Here is a 24,852-nt window from a genome sequence, read left to right as displayed (position 1 = left end):
CGCAACGCCAGACCTGCACCAACTTAGCTTCAGGCGCTCGCGAGGATAAGAGGCATCCAGCCCCTTGATGAATGGATGATTTTGGTAGCGGAGGAGGGACTTGAACCCCCGACACGCGGATTATGATTCCGCTGCTCTAACCTGCTGAGCTACTCCGCCCCAATGGGCCGGCCATGTATGGCCATCCGTCCACGGCAAGGGTGAACGGCACGGCGCTTATTAGGGACCGGCGGGGGCCCTGTCAAGCGCAACGCTCGCCCCTTTGATGCTTTCCATATGTTCGCGGATCGCCTCGAGGTCGCGCGCGAAAGCCACGCGTTCGCCCGCCGCCTTTTCCCGGTCCGGCATACGCAGCAGGAACGAGGGGTGCACGGTGACGAACACCGTGGTGCCATCATCGAGTTCGATGGGCGCTCCCCGCAATTTGCCGATCGTCGCGCCCGAACCGAGAAGGCTCTGCGCCGCCGTCGCACCCAGGGCCACCATCACCTTGGGCTTCACCAGCGCCCGCTCATGGTCGAGCCAGAACCGGCACGCCGATACCTCCCCGCCATTAGGCTTCTGGTGCAGTCTTCGCTTGCCGCGCGGCACGAATTTGAAGTGCTTGACCGCGTTGGTCACGAACACCTTCTTCCGGTCGATCCGCACTTCATCGAGCACCTGGTCGAGCAATTGCCCCGCCGGCCCGACGAAAGGATGACCTTCGATATCCTCGCGGTCGCCGGGCTGCTCGCCCACCATCATCAGCGGCGCTTCGGCCGGGCCTTCGCCGAACACGACCTGGGTCGCATTTTCATAAAGTGGACAGCGCGTGCACGTTTCCGCCGCCTTTTTCGCCTGGGTGAGCGAGGAGAACTCCACCGCCTCGTCTTCGGCGCTCTTGTGCCGTGCCGCCTGCCGCTGATGCCGGGTCGGCGGAGCGCTGGCCTTTGTTCTGATCATTTCCGCCTCCCTATGCTGAGCCGAACGGATCAGATCGGGAATGATTTCGGCCTCGGGCAGGTTGCGCCAATATTTGCGCGGCATTTCCGATGTCATGGCCGAAACCTTCAATCGCGCCGGGTTGAAGATCGAAGCGAAATAGGTGCGCCACGCGTCTTCGAGCGCGTCTTGGGCCGGCACATCCTCCTTTTTCGCCCCCTCCCCGAATATCAACCGCTCCCTGTTCCAGAAAACCGAGCGGCAAGGCGTGAGGATCGCCCATTCCATATTGGCGAACCGTTCGGCGAAAAACGGCGCAGTGCGCTCGAGCGTGAAATGCTCGGGCTCGAACCAGGCGGCAAAGCGCTCATTGGTTTGATCGAGCGCGCGAAACCGCACAAAGGCCGTCATCTTGTGGCTGTCGCGCCTAACGGCCTTGTTGAACCGGGTGAGCAGCACGATATCGGGATCGGTCTCGATCGTTAGCAGCTTGCGTTCGCTCTGTAGCCGAAACGCGATCCGGTAGAGTAGGTCGAGCCGCCCTCGATCGGCGTGGCAAAGCGCGATTTCCGCACACTCCATGAACTGGCGCGACACCCGCACCCCGGCCAATATGCGCGGCGGCGTGAACGCCTCGCCCAAAAGCGCATCGGCGTCCCCCGCTTGCAACCAGATGATATCTTCGGGCGATATCCGCGCCGCCAGCAGCGGCCGCACGCAATCGCGCCACCGCGCCAGTTCATTGCGCGTCGGAACGATGACCCTGTACATTTTTAAAAGAGGCTCATCTGCTTGGGCTTGGGTGCCAGCCGCGCCTTGAGATCGCCTGCATCGAGCGTCGCCCCCGGCGTCCAGTCGATCGTTTCGATGAACGGCCGCACCGCCCTAAGGCTTGCGCACACCCGACCCACATCCTCCAGCCGCAGGCTGTGATGCCGGCGCGCCGCAAGAATCTTCTCCACCGCCTTGAGACCCAATCCGGGCACCCGCAACAGCATCGCCTTGTCGGCCCTGTTGACGTCGACCGGAAACAGGTGCCGCGATTTCAGCGCCCAGGCGAGCTTGGGGTCGATCGTGAGGTCGAGCATGCCGCCCTCGGTCGCATCCGAGATTTCACCCACCTCAAAGCCATAGAACCGCATCAGCCAATCGGCCTGGTAGAGCCGGTGCTCGCGCATCAGCGGCGGCTTGACCAAAGGCAGCTTCGAGCTTGAATCCGGTATGGGCGAAAAGGCCGAATAATAGACGCGCTTGAGCCGATATCCCGCATAAAGCGCCGCGCTGCGGTTGAGGATGATCGCGTCGCTCGAAGCTTCCGCCCCAACGATCATCTGCGTCGATTGCCCCGCCGGCGCGAACCGATCCGGCCTGTGCCGCGCCTTGGCTTCTGGCTGCGCCGCCTCATGGGCCTGGCTCACCCGCGCCATGGCCGTGCGGATTTCCCCCGGCCGCTTTTCGGGCGCAAACCGGCCCAACCCCTGGTCGGTGGGCATTTCGATATTGGTCGAAAGCCTGTCCGCATATCGCCCCGCCGCGGCCAGCAGTTCAGGCGCCGCATTGGGAATGATCTTGAGATGGATATAGCCGGCGAATCCGTGCTCCTCGCGCAGGCTCTTTGCCACGCGCACCATCTCTTCCATGGTATAGTCGGGCGAGCGGATGATCCCCGAGGAGAGGAACAACCCTTCGATATAGTTGCGCTTGTAGAAATCGAGGGTGAGCTTTGCCACCTCCTCGACCGAAAACCGTGCCCGCTCCACGTTGGACGACGAGCGGTTGACGCAATAAACGCAGTCATAGACGCAGAAATTGGTGAGCAGCACCTTGAGCAGCGATATGCATCGCCCGTCCGGCGCATAGGCGTGGCAGATCCCGCTTCCCGGCGCCGTCGAGCCGATCCCGCCGGTCGCCTTGGCCGAACGTTTTTCCGATCCGCTCGACGCGCAGGAGGCGTCGTATTTGGCGGCATCCGACAGAATCGCGAGTTTGCGGGTGAGGCTGAGCTGTACCATTTGTTCATGTTATGTTCTCATCCGGTCCGTCACAAGCTCCCTCACGAAAAATGTGATCGTTCACGGTCCCCGAATAATGAATTCGGTTTACCCCCGTTTTGCCGAACCCGCCGAGCGTCTACCTTGATCGCAGCGAACACAGGAGACCATCATGGCCCTCGATCTTACTGGACTGCATCACCTCACCGCCGTCACCGCCAACGCGCGTGAGAACCTACGCTTTTACACTAAGGTTCTCGGCCTGCGGCTGGTCAAGCGCACCGTCAATCAGGACGATACCACCGCCTATCACCTGTTCTACGGCGATGGCCGCGCCAGCCCCGGCTCGGATATCACCTTCTTTGATTGGCCCACTCCGCCCGAACAACGCGGCACCCACTCGGTCGTGCGCACCGCCTTCCGCGTCGAGGGCGAATCCTCGCTCGCCTGGTGGAAGGAGCATCTGGACGCCAACAACGTCAAAACCTCCGACATCGCCGAGCGCGCCGGTCACATGTCGCTCGATTTCGAGGATTTCGAGGGCCAGCGCCTGCGTCTGGTCAACGATACCCGTGCGGGCGGTGCCCATCCCTGGGACAAGAGCCCCGTCCCGGCCGAGCGGCAGATCAAGGGCCTGGGGCCCATCACCATGAGCGTTCCCGATCTCGCCCGTACCGAGCCGGTGCTGACGACCGTGATGAACATGCGCAAGGTCCGCACCCATCCGGCCACCACCGGGCAGGGGGAGGTCCATGTCTTTGCCATGGGCGATGGCGGAGCGTCGGCCGAATTGCACGTGGCGGTCGAGCCCGACCTGCCCTTCGCCCGCCCCGGCGCCGGCGGCGTCCATCATGTTGCGTTCAGAACGCCCGACAAGGCCCAGTTCGACAAATGGGTGGCCCGCACCGCCCAGGCCGGCCTGCGCACCTCGGGGGAAGTGGAGCGCTATTATTTCACCTCGCTCTATTTCCGCGAGCCCAATGGCATCCTGTTCGAAATCGCCACCGACGGCCCCGGCTTTGATGTCGACGAGCCCATGGAAACCCTGGGCGAACACCTCGCCCTGCCGCCCTTCCTCGAGCCCAAGCGCGCTCAGATCGAGGCGGGACTGAAGCCCATCGACTGACCAGCCCCAAAAGAAAAGGCCCGGGATCGCCCGGGCCTTTTCGCTTTCACTCCAGCAGGCTCTGGGCTGTTCCCACCAGCCCGATGAACTCGGCCCGCCGGCCGTTCGCGTCCTCGCCTCTCCCCTCTTGGGCCAGCGCGGCGATCTCGTCCCAATCCATCGCCGCCAGCCAATCCGATCCGCGTAGCTTTTGCCCGAACGCGGCCACTGCCGTCGCGAATGCGATATCCCCCTCCATCGCCACCTCGCCCACCGGGATCGGCGCCTCGATCAATTGCGAGGCCTCGGCGTCGGGTTCCTTGTAGCGCAGCTTGAACCAGCCATATTCGCTCCCTTCCCCGCTCGGCGCCGCTTCGTCGCCATAGCGCAGCGGATCGACCAGCCCGCGCGCGCCCACCGGCGTGATCTCATAGATCGCCGTCACCGTATGTCCTGCCCCGATGTCCCCTGCATCGACGGCGTCGTTGTTGAAATCCTCGCGCGCCAGGGCTCGCGTCTCATAGCCGATCAGCCGGTATTCCGAGACCGTTTCGGGGTTGAATTCCACCTGGATCTTGACGTCCTTGGCGATGGTCACGAGCGTGCCGCCCATCTGTTCGACCAGCACCCGCCGGGCCTCGGTGTAGCTGTCGATATAGGCGGCGTTGCCATTGCCCGCCTGGGCCAGGGTCTGCATGGTCTGGTCGTCGTAATTGCCGGTGCCGAACCCGAGCACGGAGAGGAATATCCCCTCGTCGCGTTTGTCTTCGATCAGCCGCTCCAGCCCCTCGGGATCGGCGATCCCGACGTTGAAATCCCCGTCCGTCGCCAGCAGCACCCGGTTGGTGCCTCCCTCGACCATCGCCTGCTCGGCGAGCCGATAGGCCGCTTCGATCCCCTCGGCCCCCGCCGTCGATCCGCCCGGCACGAGGTTGTCGAGCGCGGCGAGGATTTCCGCTTTCTCGCCCCCCTTGGTGGGCTCCAGCACCACCCCGGCGTTCCCCGCATAGGTGACGATCGAAATCGTATCCTCGGGGCCCATCTCGTTGACGAGCATGGCAAAGGCCCGCCTGAGCAGCGCGAGCTTGTCAGGCGCATCCATCGAGCCCGAAGTGTCGATCAGCAGCACGAGATTGGCCGGAGGAGCCGTCTCGAGGTCCACGCTCTCCCCTTCGACCCCGATATGCACCAGCCGGTTTTCCGGATTCCAGGGCGAGTCGGTGACGCTGATCTCTGGCGCGAACGGCGCATCGTCCTGCGGGGAGGGATAATCATAGTCGAAATAGTTGATCAGCTCCTCGACCCTGATCGCCTCGGCGGGCGGAACCTGGCCCATCTCCAGCATGCGCCGCACATAGGCATACGAAGCGGTGTCCACGTCGATCGAAAAGGTCGAAACCGGCGTCTCGCGAACCGTATGCACCCCTCCCTCCTCGAAGCCGGCGAACCGGTCCCCCTGCTCGGGCTCGGCCAAAACCGCGGGCAGTTCGGACATCTGCCTTTGCACCATGGCCGGAGCCGCCGGGGCGATTGCCGGCGCCGGCATGGGCGCCGGGGCAATCGCTGCATCGCTACTTTCCATCAGGCTTTCCGCTTCGGCGGCGGCCGGCGTTTCCGCCACCTGGTCCGCCTCGCGCGCAGCCGGTTGCGCCTCGACGGACGCCGAAGAGTCCGCCCGCTCCCAAAGCTGGTCGATGGGGCTCAACGCCGTCTGGTTCATCATCGCCACACCGAGCGGCAGCACGGCGATGGCGGCAAGTCCGGCGGCCAATGAAACGCGCATATCCATTGTCCAATTTCCTTTAAATCTGGAAACAATGGATCTGAGACGTCCCCCCTCCGATGATCCTTGGCCGGGAGACGCATTTTTTTCGCCCTCGACGCTGCTTTGCCCGTGCGCCGCATCGAAGGCTGCCATGGCCACCGCCATCGCCGCCTCGCGCGCCGAGAGGCTGGGCGGCGGGGCCGCTGGTTTCGTCGCTGATCTGAGCTTGTCGTCCATGGTCGTCATACCAACCCCTTGAGGGCCTTCTTGGCCTCATGCACATACCAGGAGACCGTTGCTTCCCTCACATCCATGATGGCGGCCGCTTCGGCGTGGCTCATGTCCTCGCCATAGACCAGCAGCACCGCATCGCGCTGCTTTTCGGGCAGGGCGCGCACCGCCCGCCAGATCTGGGTCTGGGTTGCCGCGCTTTCCTGGTCGGCCGGCGCCGCCTCGGCGCTGACCAGCTTGAGCGCGGCGATCTGCCGGCTGCGCCGCGCGCCCTGCCGCTGCCGGTCGCGCACCGCATTGAGCACGATGCGATAGAGCCAGCTCGTGAACGCGGAACGCCCGTCGAACCCTGCAATCGCCGTGGCGAGCTTGATGCAGACGTCCTGGGCCACATCCTCGGCATCGGCCCGCTCGCCGCACCATTTATAGGCCGTGCGGTAGAGAAAATCGTAGTGCTCGGCAACGAGCGCCGCGAACGCCGCCCGGTCGCCGCGAGCCGCGCGCGCTACCGTGTCGTCCGCTGCCCGTCTCTCGTCCACGCTCGCCCTTCGCCTTCACCCGCGCCTATTTGCACGTGTGACGATTGGCGCGGCAATATCCTTGGAATTTTTTCTCCGCCGAAACTATGACAGGGGCCAGACATCATTTCCCGCCAGGAGCTTGCAATGACCGAGCCCGTAAAGCCCAATTGGGGCAACCGCATCGTCCTTTTGATCTTCGGCGTCGTCGCCATCGTCACGATTGGCGCCACGATTTTCGGGACATTGAACGAATGGGACGCGGGCAATTTCCGCTCCGACCAGGAAGCCGCCGAGGCCGCCGCCGAAGCCGAAGCCCTGGCCGCCCAGCAATCGGCTAACCCGTAACCGTGTCACGCTGGGTAAAGGGGTAGTGATCGCGGATATGGGCATTGAAGAACCGCCCTTTCGACGTCGCCTGCCGCAGCCTGTCGTATACCTTGGGCGGCACATCCCGATAATCATAGGCCCGCCCCGAGGGCAAGAACCAAATCGTCAGCACCTGCCGCTCCGGATCATATTCGGACCGTTTGATCACGCTTGACGGCATGTCGATCTCCGAACCGGGCACCCGCCCGCTCAAAAGAAACGATCGACACGCCGCGATGGTTCACGGGACGATCGGCGCGTAAAACGCAGGGCTGTAGTCGGCCCACCTCTCCGTCTCGTCATCTTCGTGGTGCCCCGTGATCCGCAAGCCACAGAAGAGGTTAGGCCCCGCCTTCGCCGCGCGCCCAATATGTCACCCCGGGCTTGCCCCGGAGCAAGGTGCGCGCCGCTGTGGCAGCTTTCCACAGGCTGACCGCCATCACTCCGGCGCGACCAGAGCAACGGTGGGGAAATATGTCCGATAACGGCTTGGATCCCGCGTCAGCAGCGGCAATCTCGAGATCGCCGCCTGCGCCCCGATGAAAAAGTCGGGCAAAACGCCGCTGCGTGTTCCGCCCGCCCGCCGGTATTGCACGAACACTTTTCCCGCCAGAAACAGCGCCGCACGCGGCATTTCGAGAAACTCCAGGCCAGCCAACGCCACGAAATCGTCGAGCGCCTCGATGCGCTGGTAACGCACGGAAAGCTCGGCATAGATCGTATCGTTGATCAACAATGGACCATTGAGGCTGGCCGCCTCGAGCTGCGCCGACGACCAATCCGCCCAGTTGGGGTCATCGGTCACTAGGTCCAAAAGAACGTTGGTGTCGACGAGGATCATGCCTCCCCGCGCGTCAGCGCCAAAATGGTGTCGGTCCCCAGCCCTTCGCCCGCATGACCCCGCAGTTTGTCGAACCGCCTTTTCTGCTCCTTGCCCGCGCGCCGGAGCACGATGCTTCCATCCGCCCCTCGAACGAAATCCACCTTGCTGCCCGGTTCGATTCCCAGCAAATCCCTCACCGGCTTGGGAATCGTCACCTGCCCCTTCGCCGTCACCGTCGTTGCCATGACCAATCTCGAAGTAATACCTATGATTGACAAAGGTATTACCATATAGTCGGCTTTTCAAGACTTGGTCTTGGCCGGACCCGGCGGGTGTCAATTCGGGTCAGGGCGCGGCGAAAATTGTGATCTCTGAGAACCGGAGCGGAGCGTCCTTAATGTACGTGAGCACCGGAAGCGCAGAAGATTGCGATTGCAGCCGCCCCACCCCCATCTCAAGCCACTAGCGCCGCCGGTACGGCTTCGGCGATAAACCCGCCCCCAAGCACCTGCGCGTCGTCGCTGTCGTCGGAATAGAGCACGCACGCCTGCCCCGGCGCGATCCCCGTTTCCCCGGCGATCAGCGTCACATACACTTCGCCGTCGCGCACCTGCACCACGGCCTCCTGCGGCGCGCGGGTAGAGCGTACCTTGGCCTCCAGCGCCAGCCCGTTGCCGGTTGCCATCTCGACAAGCGGCCTGGGGCCCAGCCAGTTGACGTCCCGCAGCCGCACCGTATGGGTCGAGAGCGCCGAACGCGGCCCCACCACCACGCGCTGGGTCCTGGCATCGAGTCTCAGCACATAAAGCGGTTCGCCCGAGGCGATCCCCAGCCCGCGCCGCTGCCCCACCGTATAGTGGATGATCCCCTTGTGCTGGCCGAGCACCGTGCCGGCGGTATCGACGATCTCGCCGGGTTTTTCGGCCTCCGGCATCAACTTCTTGATCACGTCCGAATAGCTGCCGCGCGGCACGAAACAGATGTCCTGGCTGTCGGACTTGTCCGCGATCGCCAGCCCCATCTCCCGAGCCAGCGCGCGGGTTTCGTCCTTGGTCATGTTCCCCAGCGGAAAGCGCAGGAAGTCGAGCTGCCCCGCCGTCGTCGCGAACAGGAAATAGGTCTGGTCCTTGTCCCCGTCGAGCGGGCGCAGGAGCTGCCGCTTGCCGTCCACCAGCCGCGAGCGCACGTAATGTCCCGTCGCCAGGCAGTCTGCCCCCAAATCCCGCGCCACCTCCATCAAATCCACGAACTTGACCGACTGGTTGCACGAAACGCACGGGATCGGCGTCTCGCCCAGCGCATAGCTCTCGGCGAACGGCTCGATTACGGCCTTGCGGAACCGCTCCTCGTAATCGAGCACATAGTGCGGAATACCCAGCGTCGCCGACACGCGTCGCGCGTCGTGGATATCCTGCCCCGCGCAGCACGATCCCTTGCGGAACGTGGCTTCGCCGTGGTCGTAGAGCTGAAGGGTAACGCCGATCACCTCATAGCCCTCACGGGCCAGAAGTCCGGCAACGACGGAAGAATCGACGCCGCCCGACATTGCGACGACGACACGCGTTTCGCCCGGCGCGCGGTCGAAACCAAGAGAGTTCACCATTTTTCTCATCCGGTTGGGGTCAAGGGCCAGCGGACAAACCGCAACCGCCAATGGCGGCGCGCTAAGGACCGGCTATTTACGCCCATTGGCTTCGGACTTCAACACCACCGCCCAACACACCTGCTTCTCCCTCGCAACGGATGCGCCCTCAACTTGCTCTCGTTTGATAACTGCCCCAACCCTCCACCATCGTCGTCGTCTTCGGGCCTGACCCGGAGACCCACAAGGCTCCCGCGAATCCCGAAGAAGTTTCTGCCCCACCTTCCCCACGCCACCGTCGCCCCGGCATTTTTTGCCCCCACTCACCCTTTTTGCCGCCCTCACCTATCGAACACCACAGCCAACCAATTGAGGGAATTGGGTTTTCTTCCCAAAGCCACTTGGCACCCCCCTTGCATGAAGCCTTCCTGACCAAGTGTGTACACCCCAAGAGTTCGACGGCAGTGACCAACCCGATCGCCATCGCCCCCAAATCCGCCCCCCTGCTTGGCGCGCCCATTGACAAGCTCGCCGCCAGCACGCCGACCGCGCCCGATTTCGCCAGCCTCATCGCCGTGAACGAACCAGCCGCGTCCGGCCGGACCATCGGCGCATCTCCGGCAAACCCGATGCCGGCCGATCTCACCGCCACCCCCGCGGCAATCGAACTCGCCTCCGAACTTTCCGCGCTTCTCGAAAAGCTCTCCGGTCTTTCGGAAAAGCTCAAGGACGGTCCGCTGGACGAAATCGATCTCGACGAACTCGAAAACCTGCTCGCCGGCATCGAAACCCTTCTCGATCAAGGCGCACCCCTGCCTTTGCCGGAAACGCCGGCTTTTGCCGCCCTCGCCGACCTCACCTCCACCCTCGGCCTCGACACCGCCGAGAGCGCGACGGCGCCCTTCGACGCCCTCGCGGGCCTTTCCGCCGAGATCGCCGACAATCTACGTGAAACCGCTCCCGAACTCGCCACCCGGCTGACAGGGCTCGCCCGCACCCTGGACGGGCACGCGGCGGCGATCCAATCCGCGCTCGCCGACGAACAGGCCATAGCCGCGACCTCGATCCGCCATATCGAGAGCGAAACCAGGCTCAACGCCGCCGCGACCATTGAGGAACAGGCCACCGCCACCACCGAGCAAAAACCGGCCCAGCCCGCACCCGAAATCACCCTCAAGGACGCCGCGCCGCAATCGGACCGCTCGCTCGTCCGGGACGGCCAGCAACCGGCCCCCACCGCCGATGCCCGCCCCGCCCAACCGCAATCCAGCGCTGCCACCGGCACCGCCGCTTCCACTGCTCCGACAGCGCCCGAGCTCGAAACGCCCGATGGCCTCACCATCGCCTCGCCCCAATCCCAGGCCCCCACGCCGGGCACTTCCGCCGCCATCCGCCCCGAAGCGGCGCTCTACCAGCGGCCCGAGGTGCAGGTGAACCTGCCCCACATCGCCGCCGAGATTTCCCGCCACGTCCAGAACGGCACCTCCCGTTTCGAGATCAAATTAAATCCCGCCGAACTGGGCCGCATCGATGTGCGCATGGAAGTGGACACCTCCGGCAACGTCGTCGCCCGTCTCGCCGTCGAGCGGAGCGAAACCCTCGACCTGCTCCAGCGCGACCAGCGCGCCCTCGAACGCGCGCTCGCCGATGCGGGTTTGGACTCGGCCAAGACCGAGCTCGAATTTTCGCTGCAGCAACAGGGTGGGAACGCTCATGACGAGCCCGAAAAATCCCCCTGGCGCACAACAATTGCTGTGAACGCGGGTACAGACCCCTCGATCACAACCACAAACGCAGATCCCAACCCGTATATGCGGGGCTACGCACGGCTCGACGCCGTCAACCTTTGGGTATGAGGAATTAGACAATGGTCGACGCAGTTTCCAACACCACCTCGAGCGGATCGAGCCTGGGCTCCTCGCGCCAGACCATTGCCGACAATTTCGATACCTTCCTGCAACTGCTGATCACCCAGCTCAAGAACCAGAACCCGCTCGAACCGCTCGACACCAATCAGTTCACCCAGCAGCTCGTGCAATTCACCTCGGTGGAACAACAGCTTAAGACCAACGAGTTCCTTGAGGCGATGATGCAGTCATCCCAGAACTCGACCAATTCCCAGGCGGTGGGCTATGTCGGCAAGACCGTCACCGCCTCGGGCGCCTCCACCGATCTGGTCGATGGCTCGGCGAGTTGGATCTATCGTATTGAAAACCCCGCCGAAAACACCACCGTCACCATCAAGGACGCCAACGGCAACACCGTCTATACCGAGTCCCTATCGCTCAAGGCCGGCACCGACCGCATCGTCTGGGACGGCACCACCAACACCGGTGAAAAGCTCACCTCAGGCCGCTTCACCATCACCATCGATGCCCGCAACACAAACGGCCAATATGTCCCGGTCACGACCGAGATGATGGGTATCGTCGAGGGGGTCGATGTCAGCGGCACCGAGCCCTATCTCATCATCGGCGACCTGCGCATTCCGCTTTCCTCGGTCACCGCCGTACACGCCGATATGCCGCCGCCCGCCCAGGACCCCGATCCCGAAGCGGAAGCGGCCTAGCCTTATATCCTATCTCCTTGATTTTGCTCGCCCTGCGCCCGCATGCCTCGCGTTTTGCGATGGCATTCTGCATGTCTTGTTAACTGGTTGTAAGTTTCCGCTTAGCCAATTTTTAAGCGACACGCGTTAGTGTGAACTCTGGTTATGGTCAGGTTGAGTAGAGAGTAAAATGACCGTACAGATGCGTCCGCGCGTAAAGTACGTGATCGGGCCCGATGGCAGTCCGCTGACCATCGCCGATCTTCCGCCGCCCAATACGAAGCGCTGGGTTATCCGTCGCAAGGCCGAGGTCGTGGCCGCCGTTCGCGGCGGGCTCCTGAGCCTCGAAGAGGCTTGCGAGCGCTATACCCTCAGTGTCGATGAATTCCTCAATTGGCAGGCTGCCATCGACAAACACGGCCTTGCCGGCCTGCGCACCACTTGGATTCAGCACTACCGGGAAGGTTGAGCCACGCTCCTCCGCCCCCGCTTTATGCGCATCAATCTCCAAAACCCGTCGCGCCCCGCGTGACGGGTTTTGTGTTTTGCGCTTCGCTAAGATTTTCCCCAGTGCATCGACGCCCCGTTCACCGCAAGCCGGCAGGATTTGCCGGTTTTTTGCATTATGATAGAGCCGGTTAACACCTTGTTTACCATACGCTAGGCATATTTTGCCCAGTGGGCTCGGCGATTTGGTTTGCCCGCATATTTAGACGTATCGGGCAGAGGGCGCCGCGTGAATCAGTTGGGGGAATTGCTGGGCAAGCTCGGCGTGGCACGTATTGCCGCCATGGCGGTGGTCGCCGTCATGCTCATCGGCTTTTTCGCCTTCATCATCGTCCGCTCGACCGCCCCCCAGCTCGCCCCGCTCTACACCAATCTCGAATTCGACGATTCGGCTGCCATCATCGAGGCACTGGGCGCCATGGGCACGCCCTATGAGATTCGCTCCGAGGGCGCGACGATCCTGGCCCCGCGCGACCAGATCACCACCATCCGCATGTCGTTGGCCCAGGATGGCCTGCCGGCCCGCGGTCAGGTCGGCTACGAAATCTTCGACAACCAATCGACGCTCGGCGCCACCAGCTTCGTTCAGAACATCAATCACATTCGGGCTCTCGAAGGCGAACTGGCCCGCACCATCGGTGCGCTCTCGCGCGTCCAGAGCGCGCGTGTGCACCTTGTCCTGCCCGAGCGCGAACTGTTCCGCCGCGACATCCAAGAGCCTTCCGCTTCCATCGTTCTCACCGTCCGCGGCCAGCTTTCGTCCGGCGAAATCCGTGCCATCCAGCACCTTGTCGCCTCGGCCATCGAGGGACTTTCGCCCAATTCGGTTTCGATCGTCGACAGCTCCGGCACCCTTCTGGCCTCCGGGTCTGGCGAAGGCGAAATCTCCGTCACCGCCCAGGCGCTCGAGGAGCGCACCCTGGGCATCGAAAGCCGGATGCGCACCCGCATCGAAGAACTGCTGGCTTCGGTCGTCGGCCTGGGCCGGGCCCGCGTGCAGGTTGCCGCCGAACTCGATCTCAACCGCTCCACCCGCACGTCCGAAGTTTTCGATCCCGAAGGCCAGGTCGTGCGCTCCTCCCAGTTGGTGGAATCGGGCGACCAGTCCACCGGCCCCGGCAATACGGGCGAAGTGACCGTCGCCAACGAATTGCCCGGCGCCAGCGAGCAGGGCGCCAATGGCGCCGGCGGCACCCAGCATTCCTCGTCTTCGCTCGAAGAAACCCTCAATTACGAGATTTCCTCGACCACCGAGACCCAGGTCACCGAGGCCGGGGGTATCGAGCGGCTTTCGGTCGCCGTGGTCGTTGACGGCATCTACACCTATGACGAAGCCGGCACGGCCACCTACCAGCCCCGCAGCCAGGAAGAGCTCGACCAGATCACCGCGCTGGTGCGCACCGCCATGGGCTATGACGAATCGCGCGGCGATCAGGTCGAAGTGGTCAACATGCAGTTCGCCGAACGTCCCGGCATCGAAGCGGGCACCGAGGCTCCGGGTCTGTTCGAATTCACCCAGGCCGACCTGATGCGCTTTGCCGAAATGGCCGTCACCCTGCTGATCGCCCTGGCGCTGGTGCTCTTTGTGATGCGTCCTCTGGTCAAGAAGGTGCTCACGCCCGAACCTCAACCCCTTGCCCTGCCCCCCACCGCCAGCGTTCCGGCAGAATATCAGGAGCCCGAGGAAGACCCCGCGGCCCTTGCCCGCGCCCGGGAAATGGCGACCGAAGCCTGGCTGGAGCAGGCCAAGTCCCTGGGCGAATCCCAGGTCAAGGCCCTCAAGATGGTCGGCGAACTCGTCGAGGAAAATCCAAAACAGGCTTCGCTCATCGTGCGCGACTGGTTGAGCGAAGCGGCATAGGACGATTATGGCGCTTACCGAACCTACCAACGCCTCACTGACCACCGATCCCATGCGGCAGGGGATTCAGGTCGGGGCAGACGCAACCCAGCGCGAGATGCGCGGTGACGAAAAGGCCGCTGCCCTGCTTTTGGCGCTCGGCCCCGATTTCGGCCGTCCCATCCTCGAAGAGCTCGACGAGATCGAAATCCGCGTGCTCTCGCGCGCCATGGTGCGCCTGGGCCCCATCACCCAGGAAATGCTCGATGAACTTCTGGCCGAGTTCATCATGGGCGTCTCCTCCACCGGCACCATGGCGGGCAATACTGACACCACCGAACGCCTGCTGCTCTCCTTCCTGCCCCAGGATCGGGTCGAGCAGATCATGGAGGAAATCCGTGGCCCCGCCGGCCGTAACATCTGGGAAAAGCTTTCCAACGTTCAGGAAGACATCCTCGCGAGCTATCTCAAGAACGAGTACCCCCAGACCATCGCCGTGGTGCTCACCAAGATCACGCCCGATCATGCTTCCCGCGTTCTCTCCGTCCTGCCCGAAGAACTGGCCATGGACGTCGTCCAGCGCATGCTCTCGATCGATCCGGTGCAAAAGGAAATCCTCGAAAAGATCGAATCCACCCTGCGCACCGAGTTCATGTCGACGCTCTCCCACACCCAGCGCCGCGACAGCCATGAGCAGATGGCCGATATCTTCAACGCCTTCGATCGCCAGACCGAGGCGCGCTTCATGACCGCGCTCGAAGATCTCAGCCGCGACAGCGCCGAACGCATCAAGGCGCTGATGTTCACCTTCGACGACCTCACCCGCCTCGAATCCGCGGCCATCCAGACGCTCCTGCAGAATTTCGACAAGCGCGAAATGGCCCTCGCCCTCAAGGGCGCATCGGATCAGGCGCGTGACTTCTTCTTTGCCAACATGTCCGCCCGCGCCGCCGGCATGATGCGCGACGACATGGAAGGCATGGGCGCGGTGCGATTGAAGGACGTGGACGAAGCCCAGGCCCGCCTGGTCAACACCGCCAAGGATCTGGCGGCGCGGGGCGAGATCGTCATCAACAAGGGCAAGGCCGATGAGGAGATGATCGCGTGAGCGTCGCCCACAAATTCACCTTCGACCTTGATCTCGCCCGCAAGCCGCCCGCCAACAAGGTGCTGCCCGAGGACGAATTCAACCAGCTTCTCGCTGCCGCCCGCGAGGAAGGCTATCGCCAGGGCGTGGCCGCAGGGCAGAAGGCCGTCGAGGCGCAATCGGCCGCCGCTCTCGCCAAATCGGCTGAAAAGCTGGCCGTCCAGGTCGCCGAGATGGTCGGAACCATCGGAGCCTACGAACAGCGGCACCTCGCCCAATCGGTCGAGCTCGCCGCTTCGGTGGGCCGCAAGCTTGCCGCGCACCTGCTTGCCCGCCAGCCTCAGGCCGAAATCGCCGCGCTGATCGGCGAATGCATGGCCTCGCTTGAGAACGCCCCGCATCTGGTGATCCGCTGCCATCCCGATCTCTGCGATGCGGTCAAGACGATCGCCGAGGAGCGCATGAAGGTTTCGGGATTTTCCGGTCGCCTCGTCGTTCTGGGCGATCCCGACATCCGGCTGGGCGATGGGCGCCTCGAATGGGCCGATGGCGGGCTTGTGCGCGACATCAACGCCATTTCCAGTGAAATCAACACCCGCATCTCCGCCTATCTCGCGGCCCGCGGCGCCAAGCAGGGAGACTGATCCATGGCCAATGGCGACGACGACATCCACACCGCTCCCGACGGCATCTCCTTTGAGGAAATGCTTGCGGATATCGACAGCGGCGAAACCGCTGCCGGGGAAAAATCCGCATCCGATCTCGAAGCGGTCTTCGACGTGCCCGTCCGCCTCTCGGTGGTCCTGGGCCGCACCAAGATGCCGGTGGCCAAGCTTTTGAAGATGGATATCGGCACCGTGGTCGAACTCGACCGCCAGGTGGGCGAGGCCATCGACATCTATGTCAACGACCGTCTCGTCGCCCGCGGCGAGATCGTCCTGGTCGAGGGGCGCCTGGGCGTCACCATGACCGAAATCATCAAAGCCGGTTAGTTCCGGGGAGAATTAGACAATGCGCTTACTCATCATCGGTGCTCTCGAGGGACAACTCAGCCAGGCCTCCAAGATGGCCATGGATGGCGGCGCCAAGGTCGCCCATGCGGCAACCATCGATGTTGCTCTCGCAACCCTGCGCTCGGGCAAGGGCGCCGATCTGCTGCTGGTCGATGTTATGGTCGATATCCCGGCCCTGATCGCCGCCCTCGAAGCCGAACGCATCCACATTCCGGTTGTCGCCTGCGGCACCGAGACCAACGCGGCGGCGGCGGTCAACGCGATCCGCGCCGGCGCCAAGGAATATATCCCCCTCCCCCCCGATGCCGAGCTGATCGCCGCCGTGATCGCCGCCGTGGCGCGGGAAAATTCCGATCTCCTCTACCGCGATCCGGCCATGGCCAAGGTCGTGAAACTCGCCGATCAGATTGCCGGCTCGGACGCTTCCGTGCTCATCACCGGCGAAAGCGGCACCGGCAAGGAGGTGATGGCCAAATACCTCCACGCCCGCTCCAAGCGCGCCAGCCGCCCCTTCATTTCCATCAACTGCGCCGCCATCCCCGAACACCTGCTCGAATCCGAACTGTTCGGGCACGAAAAGGGTGCTTTCACCGGCGCCGTCGCGCGCCGCATCGGCAAGTTCGAGGAGGCCAATGGCGGCACGCTCCTGCTCGATGAAATCTCGGAAATGGATTTCCGCCTGCAAGCCAAGCTGCTGCGCGCCATCCAGGAACGGGTGATCGACCGCGTCGGCGGCACTCGGCCAGTGCCGGTCAATATCCGCATTCTTGCCACCTCCAACCGCGACCTGGCGCTCGAAGTCAAGGAAGGGCGCTTCCGCGAGGACCTTCTGTTCCGCCTCAACGTCGTCAACCTCAAGCTCCCGCCCCTGAGGCAACGTCCCGGCGATATTGTCGCCTTGGCCGAGCATTTCGTCGCCCGCTATTCGGCGGCAAACGGGCTCACCCAGCGCGTGCTTTCCCAGGCAGCGCGCGACGAGCTGCTCAAGGCGCCCTGGCAGGGCAATGTCCGCGAGCTGGAAAACACTCTCCATCGCGCCGTGCTGCTTTCCGAGGGCAACGTCATCGAGCCCGAAGCCATCCGCATGCCCGATGGCACCGGACTGGCCGAAGCTGTCGCCAGCCATTCCCTCGCCAGCCAGGCCGCCCAGGCCGCCGAAGCGGTCTCCCGCTCAATGGTCGGGCGCACTGTCGCAGATGTCGAGCGCGATCTGATCCTCGATACCCTCAGCCATTGCCTGGGCAACCGCACGCATGCGGCCAACATCCTCGGCATCTCGATCCGGACGCTGCGCAACAAGCTCAACCAATACGCCGATGAAGGAGCGAACATCCCCGCTCCCGGCGAGCCCCGCATTAGCGCCGCATGAGCGTAGCGGCGCCCCTCCCGCCCGCACCTCCGCCCCTTGCGGGCGCGAACCGTGGCGTGGGAAGCGCCGCCGCGCCCCGCCAGACCACACCATCGCAAACAGCCCGGCAGACCATGACCGACACCGCCCCCGCCCGTTCCGGCATTCCGATGGGCCGCCTCAATGACATCTTCGAGGTTATCCGCCAGTCCAACGCCGGGCTGGCGATTGGCGTTGTGGCCATTCTCGCCGTGCTGGTTTTGCCGATGCCGGCGATCCTGCTCGATATCCTTTTGACGATCTCGTTCGTCTTCTCGGTGATGATCCTGATGACGGCGCTGTTCATCCAGACGCCGCTCGAATTTACCTCCTTTCCCACAGTGCTGCTGGTTTCCGCCATGCTGCGCCTGGCTCTGAACCTTGCCTCGACCCGCCTCATCCTGGCCGAAGGCCACAATGGCGTCCATGCCGCGGGCCAGGTGATCGAAGCCTTCGGTAACTTCATCACCAAGGGCAATTTCGTCATCGGGATCATCGTTTTCGCGATCCTGCTGATCGTCAATTTCGTCGTCATCACCAAGGGTTCGGGTCGCATCGCGGAAGTCGCGGCGCGCTTCAACCTGGACGCCATGCCCGGCAAGCAGATGGCCATCGACGCCGATCTATCGGCCGGCCTCATCGATGAAAACGAAGCCCGCACCCGCCGCAAGAACCTCGAGGACGAAAGCTCGTTCTTCGGCGCCATGGACGGCGCCAGCAAATTCGTGCGCGGCGACGCCATTGCCGGGCTGCTCATCACCTTCATCAACGTCATCGCCGGCATCATCATCGGCACGCTGCAGATGGGCCTGCCCATCGGAGAAGCCGCCAACAATTATACGCTGCTCACCATCGGCGATGGCCTGGTGAGCCAGATCCCGGCGCTCATCGTTTCGACCGCCGCCGGCATCCTTGTCTCCAAGGCCGGCGTCACCGGTTCGGCCAATAAAGCGCTGACCACCCAGTTCACCTCCTACCCGGTGGCGCTGGGCATGAGTTCGGGCGTTATGTTCCTCATGGCCCTCGTCCCCGGCATGCCGCTCATCCCGTTCGTGACCCTGGGCGGCGCTGTCGGCTATCTCGCCTGGACCACCTCCAAGCGGCAGAAGGCGCAACAGGCCGAAGTGGCCAAGGCTCAGGCCGTGGAGCAGGTCGCCAAGGCGGCCGCGAACCCCACCGAAGCGCCGATCACCGACAGCCTCAAGATCGATGAACTCAAGCTCGAACTCGGCTACGGGCTGCTGAGCCTCGTCAAGGAGGACGAATCCGGCACCGATCGGCTGACCGAGCAGATCAAGGCGCTGCGCCGCCAACTTGCCACCGAACTGGGCTTCGTGATGCCTTCGGTGCGCATCCTCGACAACATGCAGCTCGAACCGAGCGTCTATAAGATCAAGATCAAGGAAGTCGAGGCCGGCCACGGCGAGGTCCATGCCAACCAGCTCATGGTCATGGACCCTTACGGCAACAAGATCACCCTGCCCGGCCAGCACACGGTCGAGCCCACATTCGGCCTGCCCGCCACCTGGATCGATGCCGCGCTGCGCGACGAAGCCGAGGTGCAGGGGCTCACCATCGTAGACCCCTCGACGGTGATCTCCACCCATTTAACCGAAGTGCTCAAGGCCAACACTGCCGACCTTCTAAGCTATGCCAACGTCCAGTCCCTGCTCTCGGGACTCGACAAGGACCAGCAGAAGCTCGTCGAGGACATCGTCCCCTCGCTGATTTCGGTGTCCGGCATCCAGCGCGTGCTCCAGGGCCTGCTCGCCGAGCGCGTCTCGATCCGCGACCTGCCGACCATCCTCGAAGGCATCGCCGAAATCGCCGGCAGCGCCCGCAACACGAGCCAGATCATAGAACATGTCCGCGCCCGCCTCGCCCGCCAGATCTGCGCCGCCAATCTGGGCATGGACGGCAATCTGCCGCTTCTGACCCTCTCGCCCAATTGGGAGCGCGATTTCGCGGAAGCCATGGTGGGTGAAGGCGAGGAACGCCACCTCGCCATGGCACCGTCCAAGCTCCAGCAATTCATCGCCGGCATCCAGAACGGTTTCGAGAACGCCGCCCAGATGGGCGAAATCCCCGTGCTGATCACCTCGCCCCACATCCGCCCCCACGTCCGCGCCATCATCGAGCGCTTCCGGCCCCAGACGGTGGTAATGAGCCAGAACGAGGTTCATCCCCGGGTCCGGCTGCGGACGGTCGGCAGCATCTGAAACAAAAAGGGGCCCGATCGGGCCCCTTTCCTTTATTCCGCCGCCACCGGCCTTGCGGCCGGGGCCGGGCTCGCATCGAGCGCCTCTATATCTTCGGTGGTGTCATAGACCGCCTGGTCCAGGATGCCCTGGCGCTTGGCGACGATGGTGGGTACCAGCGCCTGCCCGGCGACGTTGACCGCCGTACGGCCCATGTCGAGGATCGGGTCGATCGCCAGCAGCAAGCCCACGCCTTCGAGCGGCAGCCCCAGGGTCGAAAGCGTCAGCGTCAGCATGACGGTAGCGCCGGTGAGGCCAGCCGTCGCGGCCGAGCCAATCACGGCGACGAAGACGATCAGCAGATATTCCTGCAGCCCCAGATCGATGCCGAAGAACTGCGCCACGAAGATCGCCGAGATCGCCGGATAGATCGAGGCGCAACCGTCCATCTTGGTGGTCGAACCGAGCGGCACGGCAAAGCTCGCATATTCACGCGGCACGCCCAGATTCTTTTCCGTCACCCGCTCGGTGATCGGCATGGTGCCGACCGAGGAACGCGAAACGAAAGCGAACTGGATCGCCGGCCATGCGCCCTGGAAATAGCGGATGGGGTTGAGCCCGTGCACCGACAGCAGCGCCGGATAGACAATCAGCAGCACCAGCGCCAGCCCGATATAGATCGCCGCCGCGAACCAGCCGAGCTGGGCCAGCGTATCCCAGCCATAGACCGCCACCGCATTGCCCAGCAGGCCCACGGTCGCGATCGGGGTCAGGCGGATGATCCACCACAGAAGCTTATGGATGACCTTCAAAAACGAGCGGTTGAGCGCCAGGAACGGCTCGGCCGCATCGCCCACTTTGAGCGCGGCGACGCCCACGGCGATCGAGATCACCAGGATCTGGAGCACGTTAAAGCTCAGGCTGGTCGATGCTCCGCTATCGTTGAGCGAGGTCGAAGCCTGCAGCCCGAAGATGTTGGCCGGGATCAACCCGGTGAGGAAATCGAGCCAGGAGCCGGTGCGCGAGGGCGCCCGAGCCGCAGCTTCCGTCACCGCCGTATTGAGCCCCGGCTGGATGATCAGCCCCAGCGCAATGCCGATGACGACGGCGATAAGCGCTGTGATCGCGAACCACAGCAGCGTCTGCCAGACCAGCCGCGCCGCATTGTTGAGCTCGCGCAGATTGGCGATCGAGGCCACGATGGCGGTGAAGATCAGCACCGGCACGATGGTGCGCAGCAGGGACACAAAGCTCGACCCGACGGTCGAAAGCGTCTGGGTCAGCCAGTTGGGTCCATCCGCGCCCGGTCCCATCTGGCGCGCGATCAAGCCGAGCACGAGGCCGATGACGAGCGCGGCCAGGACCTGAAAGCCGAAGGATGTATAGAACGGCCCGCGCGGCCGTCTTGCTGAAGTTGCAGTCGTAGATGACATCATTGCCTCGCATCGATGACTGCGCATTGCGCGCAGTGCATAAGGATTGGGCAAGAATCTACGCCTCGACGCGCAAAACGCCAAGGTTCTGCTCTACTGCGCCCTGCCGGAGCGGCGGAATATCGTCCCACCGTTTCGCTGCCGCGTGGAAAAATGTTAGTAAGCGGTACGATCCCGCAGCGCCAGGATGCGTTCGGCAACCGGGCCGCTCCCGGCAGTGTCGGCCGGGGCGGACAGTTCCTCCACTTCGAACCCGTCGGCGAATTTGCGCACCTTGTCGAACAGGCTCTCGGTCAATTCCGGCTCATCTTCGGCGTCGCCTGCATAGACCAGTCTCGAGACGTCCGATGCAATGGTCTGCAGCCGCTCGCGCAGCGCCTGTGCATCGAGACGTTCGGTTTCCCAATCGTTCATGATCGTCTCCTGCAGTCCGGCAACGCTCGCCTCGATGCGGGCGGACTGCTCCTGTTGGGAAAAGTCTTCCGCCAGCAGGCGGGGCTGTCCGTCGGTCTTGGCCGGGCCGGCCGGCACCGCATCCGTTTCGGCAAGCAGGGCATTGAGCCGGCTTTCGGCCCCCGAAATCCGCGCCTCGGCCCTGCGCAATTCCACCCGCGCCTCGCTTTCGGGGTCGTTCTTGGCGAGCGTATCGCGCAGCATGGCGATCGCCTCGTCCTTGAGCCCGCTCTTTTTCTTCTTTTCGAGCCGCGCCAGCAGCATGCGCGTCTGGTCTTCGAGATAGGAATTGCGCTGCCGCTCGATATTGAGCGCCGTCAGAAGATCCTCCACATCGGCGCGATAGTCCCCGGTCAATTGTTCGGCGCTCACCGGCTCGACGGCTTCGGGCACCAGCGAAGGATCGATATCGGTAAGATCGACATCGGCCTGGCGCAGCCGCGCCGCAAGCGCCGCCGAATCGCGTTCGAGATCGCGGATGCGCGCCACCAGTTCCTGCTCGCGTGCCGTGAGGCTCTCTATGGCGCTGAACTGCTCGTCGCGCTCGCTGCGCAAAGCGGCAAGCTCGATATTGGCGGCGTCGAGCGCAACGACCCGCTGGGCGATCTGCTCGCGCAGCGCCTCGATCTTGAGTTGATGCTTGCGCAAAGTAATGGCGAATTCGGCCCGCAGCTTGTCCTTGTCGGCCCTGAATTCGGCGAAGGTCACCGGCGTCGCCGCCTCCATGCGGCGCTTGGTCAATCGCACCGCACGACGCCAGAAAGCCGGCCCGATACCAATGGCAATCAGGGTCGCGGCAAGAAAGCCCAGCGCCAGATACATTGCATTCTCGATGACCATATGCCTCTCCCCGCCGGGAAGCCTGACAAAGCCCGTGGCGACAACTTTACGCGATCGAAATCGCGCCGTCATCTCACAGCTATGGCATGGCGTCCACTGGGACTTCGCTTCTGTGCGAACTCGCAGGGTTCAGAATGGGTTCCACGTGGGTTCGCGGGTGAAGTTGAGATACCCCACCGCAACCCCGGCCCGCAGCCCGACGCCCGAGCTGATCGGCACCACATAGACATCGTTGAGCTTGAGTGCCGTCATGCCGATGCCGCCAACGGCAAAGATCGATCCCTCGACACCCGGATAGCGATCGTAGATCGCCTCGACCGCGGGAAGGTTATAGACCAGCATCATCACCCGGCTGCCGTCGGCGCCGATATTGAGCCCCAGGCTCGGTCCCTGCCAGAACACCTGATGGGTGCCGGCATTGCGGGTGTACATGGTCCCGTCGCCATATTTGGCGCCGATGAACAATGCCCCGCCTCCCTCCTGGCCCAGGATATAGGCGTTGGGCTGGCCGTACTGTTCGAAGGCCTGTTCGATCACCGATGCCAGGCCCTGGGCCACCGATCCGAAGAACTGATGGCCGGCGGTGAGAATTTCGTCGCTGGAATAGGTCTCCGACAAGGACCCGCCTTGCTGGGTCTGCACCGGGCCTTGCGCCGGCAGCTGCGCCTGGGCATGAGCCGGCGCGGCCGTGGACAGAAGGCCCAGGGAAAGAACCAGTGCCGCCAAAAGGCGATTGATGCTCACGTTAATGCTCCCTCGCGTTCGGTATCGCGATATGCGTGCCCGGTTAACCAAGGCCAAACGGCCTCTGCGCTAGAATCGACCGGTCCGCCCCCAACAGCATAGCGGTTCATGAAGCGATAATGCGGCAAATTGGTAAACAAATCTTAACCCTTACAAAGTCTTACGCGACTTTCTGCGTCCTCGCTCTCGTTCTGCTGGCCGCCCCTGCCCTGGCCCGGGAAAAAGCCATTGTCACCAACGTGCTGACCGGTGTCGCCATCTCGGGTTACGATCCGGTGGCCTATTTCACCGAGGATGCCGCCATCCAGGGCAGCCCGCTTTACGAACTGCAATGGAGTGGGGTCACTTGGTATTTTTCCTCGGCGGCCAACCGCGATGTGTTCGCGCGCGCCCCGGAGGTTTACGCTCCGCTTTTCGGCGGCCATTGCGCCATGTCCATGGCGCGCGGTCACCTTTCCCAAGGCAATCCGCAGATTTTCCGCATCCTGGGGGGCCGGCTGATGCTGTTTTATTCAATCGGCAACCGGGCAGCCTTCGATCTCTCTCCGGCCAATGCTCTGGTCCAGGCCGCGGCCAATTGGGACGAGTTGCCCGACTCCCGCTCCGCCCATCTCCAATAAATTGGGCGCAACCGTCTTCCGGCGGGCAGCTTTGCGTTGCCCTGCCGCACTTGCACTATAAAGTGCTGGAACATTGATTCGAGTGACAATGACGCGGCGCATGCGCTGCCGAACCGAGCGAAAGGTGAGAAGGCCATGACGAGCATTGTGGAACTGGAAGCGGCCGATCTTGCCGCATTGCTGTGCTCGCGCGTTTGCCATGACCTCATCAACCCGGTCGGTGCCATCGGCAACGGGCTCGAAGTGCTGGCCGATCCGTCCCAGGCCGAAATGCAGGGCTTTGCCAAGGAGCTGATCGAGAACTCGACGCGCCAGGCCCGCGCCAAGCTCGAATTTGCCCGTCTCGCCTTCGGCGCCTCCTCCACCGCCGGCACCGATATCGACACCCGAGAGGCCGATCGCGTGGCGACGCTTCTGATGGCCGGGGAAAAGGCAGACCTTGAGTGGAAGGTCACGCCCATGCTCCTGCCCAAGAACAAGGCCAAGCTGCTGCTCAACATGCTGTTGATCGCCGTGGCTGGCGTTCCGCGCGGCGGCACGGTGACCGTCGAGGTCGAGGGGGAAGCGGGCCGCGAAAGCTTCACCATCACCGCCACCGGCCCCAAGACCCTGATCCCCAATGCCGTGCAGGGGCTGATCGCCGGAACGCCCGAGGACGGCAACGTCGATGCCCGCGGCATCCAGCCCTTCTACACCGGTGTCCTCGCCCGGCTCTCGCATATGGGTCTCAATCTCAGCCTCGACGGCGAGGTCCTGCGCTTCACCGCCGACCCGCTGCCCCACGACATCGACTGAAAGCCGACCTGTTCGGCAGACGAGGTACGCCTCTAACTCGTCGCAGTGGCCAGAAAACCAAAGGATGAATGGGCGACCGCTC

24 protein-coding genes and 1 tRNA gene are annotated in these 24,852 nt (G+C 63.5%); 13 read left to right on the top strand and 12 right to left on the bottom strand.

Translation table 11 applies throughout. From position 1 onward, the window contains the following. Positions 1-82: 82 nt before the first annotated feature. The 3 genes from NO934_RS12035 to NO934_RS12025 form a co-directional block, all read right to left on the bottom strand. A tRNA-Met gene (locus tag NO934_RS12035) sits at positions 83-159 on the bottom strand. A gap of 60 nt (positions 160-219) precedes the next feature. After that, on the bottom strand, positions 220-1,692 hold the full coding sequence (locus NO934_RS12030) for a UdgX family uracil-DNA binding protein (protein WP_309160209.1): 1,473 nt from the start codon (positions 1,690-1,692) through the stop codon (positions 220-222). Positions 1,693-1,694: 2 nt separating this feature from the next. After that, positions 1,695-2,933: a putative DNA modification/repair radical SAM protein gene (locus tag NO934_RS12025; RefSeq protein WP_309160208.1), complete on the bottom strand. Its 1,239-nt coding sequence runs from the start codon at positions 2,931-2,933 to the stop codon at positions 1,695-1,697. A 151-nt stretch (positions 2,934-3,084) separates the two neighbouring features. Between NO934_RS12025 and NO934_RS12020 the strand changes: the two genes are divergently transcribed. After that, positions 3,085-4,038, top strand: a complete 954-nt coding sequence (locus NO934_RS12020) for a ring-cleaving dioxygenase (protein WP_309160207.1) — start codon at positions 3,085-3,087, stop codon at positions 4,036-4,038. 46 nt (positions 4,039-4,084) lie between these two features. Here NO934_RS12020 and NO934_RS12015 read toward each other — a convergent pair whose 3' ends face one another. Beyond that, positions 4,085-5,806: a VWA domain-containing protein gene (locus tag NO934_RS12015; protein ID WP_309160206.1), complete on the bottom strand. Its 1,722-nt coding sequence runs from the start codon at positions 5,804-5,806 to the stop codon at positions 4,085-4,087. Between the two features lie 218 nt (positions 5,807-6,024). Then, positions 6,025-6,552, bottom strand: a complete 528-nt coding sequence (locus tag NO934_RS12010; protein WP_309160205.1) for a sigma-70 family RNA polymerase sigma factor — start codon at positions 6,550-6,552, stop codon at positions 6,025-6,027. A 126-nt stretch (positions 6,553-6,678) separates the two neighbouring features. Here NO934_RS12010 and NO934_RS12005 point away from each other — a divergent pair, with 126 nt between their 5' ends. Next, positions 6,679-6,879, top strand: a complete 201-nt coding sequence (locus NO934_RS12005; RefSeq protein ID WP_309160204.1) for a hypothetical protein — start codon at positions 6,679-6,681, stop codon at positions 6,877-6,879. On the opposite strand, the gene NO934_RS12000 is transcribed toward NO934_RS12005, so the two are convergent. The 4 genes from NO934_RS12000 to mnmA all read right to left on the bottom strand — a co-directional run bounded on the left by NO934_RS12000 (position 6,869) and on the right by mnmA (position 9,326). Next, positions 6,869-7,081, bottom strand: a complete 213-nt coding sequence (locus NO934_RS12000) for a KTSC domain-containing protein (RefSeq protein ID WP_309160203.1) — start codon at positions 7,079-7,081, stop codon at positions 6,869-6,871. The two genes, NO934_RS12005 and NO934_RS12000, sit on opposite strands and share 11 nt — an antisense overlap. Positions 7,082-7,339: 258 nt before the next feature. Beyond that, positions 7,340-7,741 (bottom strand): type II toxin-antitoxin system VapC family toxin, encoded by a 402-nt coding sequence (locus NO934_RS11995; RefSeq protein ID WP_309160202.1) that lies wholly within the window; start codon positions 7,739-7,741, stop codon positions 7,340-7,342. Further along, positions 7,738-7,968: an AbrB/MazE/SpoVT family DNA-binding domain-containing protein gene (locus NO934_RS11990; RefSeq protein WP_309160201.1), complete on the bottom strand. Its 231-nt coding sequence runs from the start codon at positions 7,966-7,968 to the stop codon at positions 7,738-7,740. The genes NO934_RS11995 and NO934_RS11990 overlap by 4 nt, the downstream gene beginning before the upstream one ends. A 209-nt stretch (positions 7,969-8,177) precedes the next feature. After that, entirely contained in the window at positions 8,178-9,326 is a 1,149-nt protein-coding gene (gene mnmA, locus NO934_RS11985) for a tRNA 2-thiouridine(34) synthase MnmA (RefSeq protein ID WP_309160200.1), read from the bottom strand. A gap of 443 nt (positions 9,327-9,769) precedes the next feature. Between mnmA and NO934_RS11980 the strand changes: the two genes are divergently transcribed. From NO934_RS11980 to flhA, 9 genes are all read left to right on the top strand, one after another. Further along, positions 9,770-11,161 carry a flagellar hook-length control protein FliK gene (locus NO934_RS11980; RefSeq protein ID WP_309160199.1) on the top strand — a complete coding sequence of 464 codons (1,392 nt, stop codon included), beginning with the start codon at positions 9,770-9,772 and terminating at the stop codon, positions 11,159-11,161. A gap of 11 nt (positions 11,162-11,172) precedes the next feature. Further along, entirely contained in the window at positions 11,173-11,874 is a 702-nt protein-coding gene (locus tag NO934_RS11975) for a flagellar hook assembly protein FlgD (RefSeq protein WP_309160198.1), read from the top strand. Between the two features lie 169 nt (positions 11,875-12,043). Further along, a complete protein-coding gene (locus tag NO934_RS11970) occupies positions 12,044-12,322 on the top strand; it encodes a DUF1153 domain-containing protein (protein WP_014131558.1) in 279 nt (92 codons plus the stop codon). A 267-nt stretch (positions 12,323-12,589) separates the two neighbouring features. Then, the gene (gene fliF / locus NO934_RS11965) at positions 12,590-14,221 is read left to right on the top strand and encodes a flagellar basal-body MS-ring/collar protein FliF (protein ID WP_309160197.1); all 1,632 of its coding nucleotides are present in this window, start codon (positions 12,590-12,592) and stop codon (positions 14,219-14,221) included. Positions 14,222-14,228: 7 nt separating this feature from the next. After that, positions 14,229-15,308, top strand: a complete 1,080-nt coding sequence (fliG, locus tag NO934_RS11960) for a flagellar motor switch protein FliG (protein WP_309160196.1) — start codon at positions 14,229-14,231, stop codon at positions 15,306-15,308. Next, positions 15,305-15,931, top strand: coding sequence for a FliH/SctL family protein (locus NO934_RS11955; RefSeq protein WP_309160195.1), 627 nt, complete (start codon positions 15,305-15,307; stop codon positions 15,929-15,931). The genes fliG and NO934_RS11955 overlap by 4 nt, the downstream gene beginning before the upstream one ends. A 60-nt stretch (positions 15,932-15,991) precedes the next feature. Further along, complete coding sequence (gene fliN / locus NO934_RS11950; protein ID WP_309163716.1) at positions 15,992-16,279, top strand: flagellar motor switch protein FliN; 288 nt, start codon at positions 15,992-15,994, stop codon at positions 16,277-16,279. A 19-nt stretch (positions 16,280-16,298) separates the two neighbouring features. Next, positions 16,299-17,669 (top strand): sigma-54 dependent transcriptional regulator, encoded by a 1,371-nt coding sequence (locus NO934_RS11945; RefSeq protein ID WP_309160194.1) that lies wholly within the window; start codon positions 16,299-16,301, stop codon positions 17,667-17,669. Positions 17,670-17,782: 113 nt separating this feature from the next. After that, a complete protein-coding gene (gene flhA, locus NO934_RS11940; RefSeq protein WP_309160193.1) occupies positions 17,783-19,906 on the top strand; it encodes a flagellar biosynthesis protein FlhA in 2,124 nt (707 codons plus the stop codon). Positions 19,907-19,938: 32 nt separating this feature from the next. On the opposite strand, the gene NO934_RS11935 is transcribed toward flhA, so the two are convergent. The 3 genes from NO934_RS11935 to NO934_RS11925 all read right to left on the bottom strand — a co-directional run bounded on the left by NO934_RS11935 (position 19,939) and on the right by NO934_RS11925 (position 23,355). After that, on the bottom strand, positions 19,939-21,321 hold the full coding sequence (locus NO934_RS11935) for a dicarboxylate/amino acid:cation symporter (RefSeq protein ID WP_309160192.1): 1,383 nt from the start codon (positions 21,319-21,321) through the stop codon (positions 19,939-19,941). Positions 21,322-21,474: 153 nt separating this feature from the next. Further along, on the bottom strand, positions 21,475-22,611 hold the full coding sequence (locus NO934_RS11930) for a hypothetical protein (RefSeq protein ID WP_309160191.1): 1,137 nt from the start codon (positions 22,609-22,611) through the stop codon (positions 21,475-21,477). 129 nt (positions 22,612-22,740) lie between these two features. Then, positions 22,741-23,355, bottom strand: coding sequence for a DUF1134 domain-containing protein (locus NO934_RS11925; protein WP_375142767.1), 615 nt, complete (start codon positions 23,353-23,355; stop codon positions 22,741-22,743). 119 nt (positions 23,356-23,474) lie between these two features. On the opposite strand from NO934_RS11925, the gene NO934_RS11920 reads away from it, so the two are divergent. Next, positions 23,475-23,975, top strand: a complete 501-nt coding sequence (locus NO934_RS11920) for a YHS domain-containing (seleno)protein (RefSeq protein ID WP_309160190.1) — start codon at positions 23,475-23,477, stop codon at positions 23,973-23,975. Positions 23,976-24,110: 135 nt separating this feature from the next. Next, positions 24,111-24,770 carry a histidine phosphotransferase ChpT gene (chpT, locus tag NO934_RS11915; RefSeq protein WP_309160189.1) on the top strand — a complete coding sequence of 220 codons (660 nt, stop codon included), beginning with the start codon at positions 24,111-24,113 and terminating at the stop codon, positions 24,768-24,770. The last annotated feature ends 82 nt before the right edge of the window (positions 24,771-24,852 follow it).

The sequence above is a fragment of the Pelagibacterium sp. H642 genome (assembly GCF_031202855.1).
In the GTDB taxonomy this organism is placed as follows: domain Bacteria; phylum Pseudomonadota; class Alphaproteobacteria; order Rhizobiales; family Devosiaceae; genus Pelagibacterium.
The sequence above is the reverse complement of the archived record's forward strand: the minus strand, read 5'-3'. Positions and strand labels throughout refer to the sequence as shown.

Coding starts and splice junctions, on each gene's coding strand:
- NO934_RS12030 (WP_309160209.1), bottom strand. CDS start 1,692: ATGTACAGGGTCATCGTTCCGACGCGCAATGAACTGGCGCGGTGGCGC.
- NO934_RS12025 (WP_309160208.1), bottom strand. CDS start 2,933: ATGGTACAGCTCAGCCTCACCCGCAAACTCGCGATTCTGTCGGATGCC.
- NO934_RS12020 (WP_309160207.1), top strand. CDS start 3,085: ATGGCCCTCGATCTTACTGGACTGCATCACCTCACCGCCGTCACCGCC.
- NO934_RS12015 (WP_309160206.1), bottom strand. CDS start 5,806: ATGGATATGCGCGTTTCATTGGCCGCCGGACTTGCCGCCATCGCCGTG.
- NO934_RS12005 (WP_309160204.1), top strand. CDS start 6,679: ATGACCGAGCCCGTAAAGCCCAATTGGGGCAACCGCATCGTCCTTTTG.
- NO934_RS12000 (WP_309160203.1), bottom strand. CDS start 7,081: ATGCCGTCAAGCGTGATCAAACGGTCCGAATATGATCCGGAGCGGCAG.
- NO934_RS11995 (WP_309160202.1), bottom strand. CDS start 7,741: ATGATCCTCGTCGACACCAACGTTCTTTTGGACCTAGTGACCGATGAC.
- NO934_RS11990 (WP_309160201.1), bottom strand. CDS start 7,968: ATGGCAACGACGGTGACGGCGAAGGGGCAGGTGACGATTCCCAAGCCG.
- mnmA (WP_309160200.1), bottom strand. CDS start 9,326: ATGGTGAACTCTCTTGGTTTCGACCGCGCGCCGGGCGAAACGCGTGTC.
- NO934_RS11975 (WP_309160198.1), top strand. CDS start 11,173: ATGGTCGACGCAGTTTCCAACACCACCTCGAGCGGATCGAGCCTGGGC.
- NO934_RS11970 (WP_014131558.1), top strand. CDS start 12,044: ATGACCGTACAGATGCGTCCGCGCGTAAAGTACGTGATCGGGCCCGAT.
- fliG (WP_309160196.1), top strand. CDS start 14,229: ATGGCGCTTACCGAACCTACCAACGCCTCACTGACCACCGATCCCATG.
- fliN (WP_309163716.1), top strand. CDS start 15,992: ATGCTTGCGGATATCGACAGCGGCGAAACCGCTGCCGGGGAAAAATCC.
- NO934_RS11945 (WP_309160194.1), top strand. CDS start 16,299: ATGCGCTTACTCATCATCGGTGCTCTCGAGGGACAACTCAGCCAGGCC.
- flhA (WP_309160193.1), top strand. CDS start 17,783: ATGACCGACACCGCCCCCGCCCGTTCCGGCATTCCGATGGGCCGCCTC.
- NO934_RS11935 (WP_309160192.1), bottom strand. CDS start 21,321: ATGATGTCATCTACGACTGCAACTTCAGCAAGACGGCCGCGCGGGCCG.
- NO934_RS11930 (WP_309160191.1), bottom strand. CDS start 22,611: ATGGTCATCGAGAATGCAATGTATCTGGCGCTGGGCTTTCTTGCCGCG.
- NO934_RS11920 (WP_309160190.1), top strand. CDS start 23,475: ATGCGGCAAATTGGTAAACAAATCTTAACCCTTACAAAGTCTTACGCG.
- chpT (WP_309160189.1), top strand. CDS start 24,111: ATGACGAGCATTGTGGAACTGGAAGCGGCCGATCTTGCCGCATTGCTG.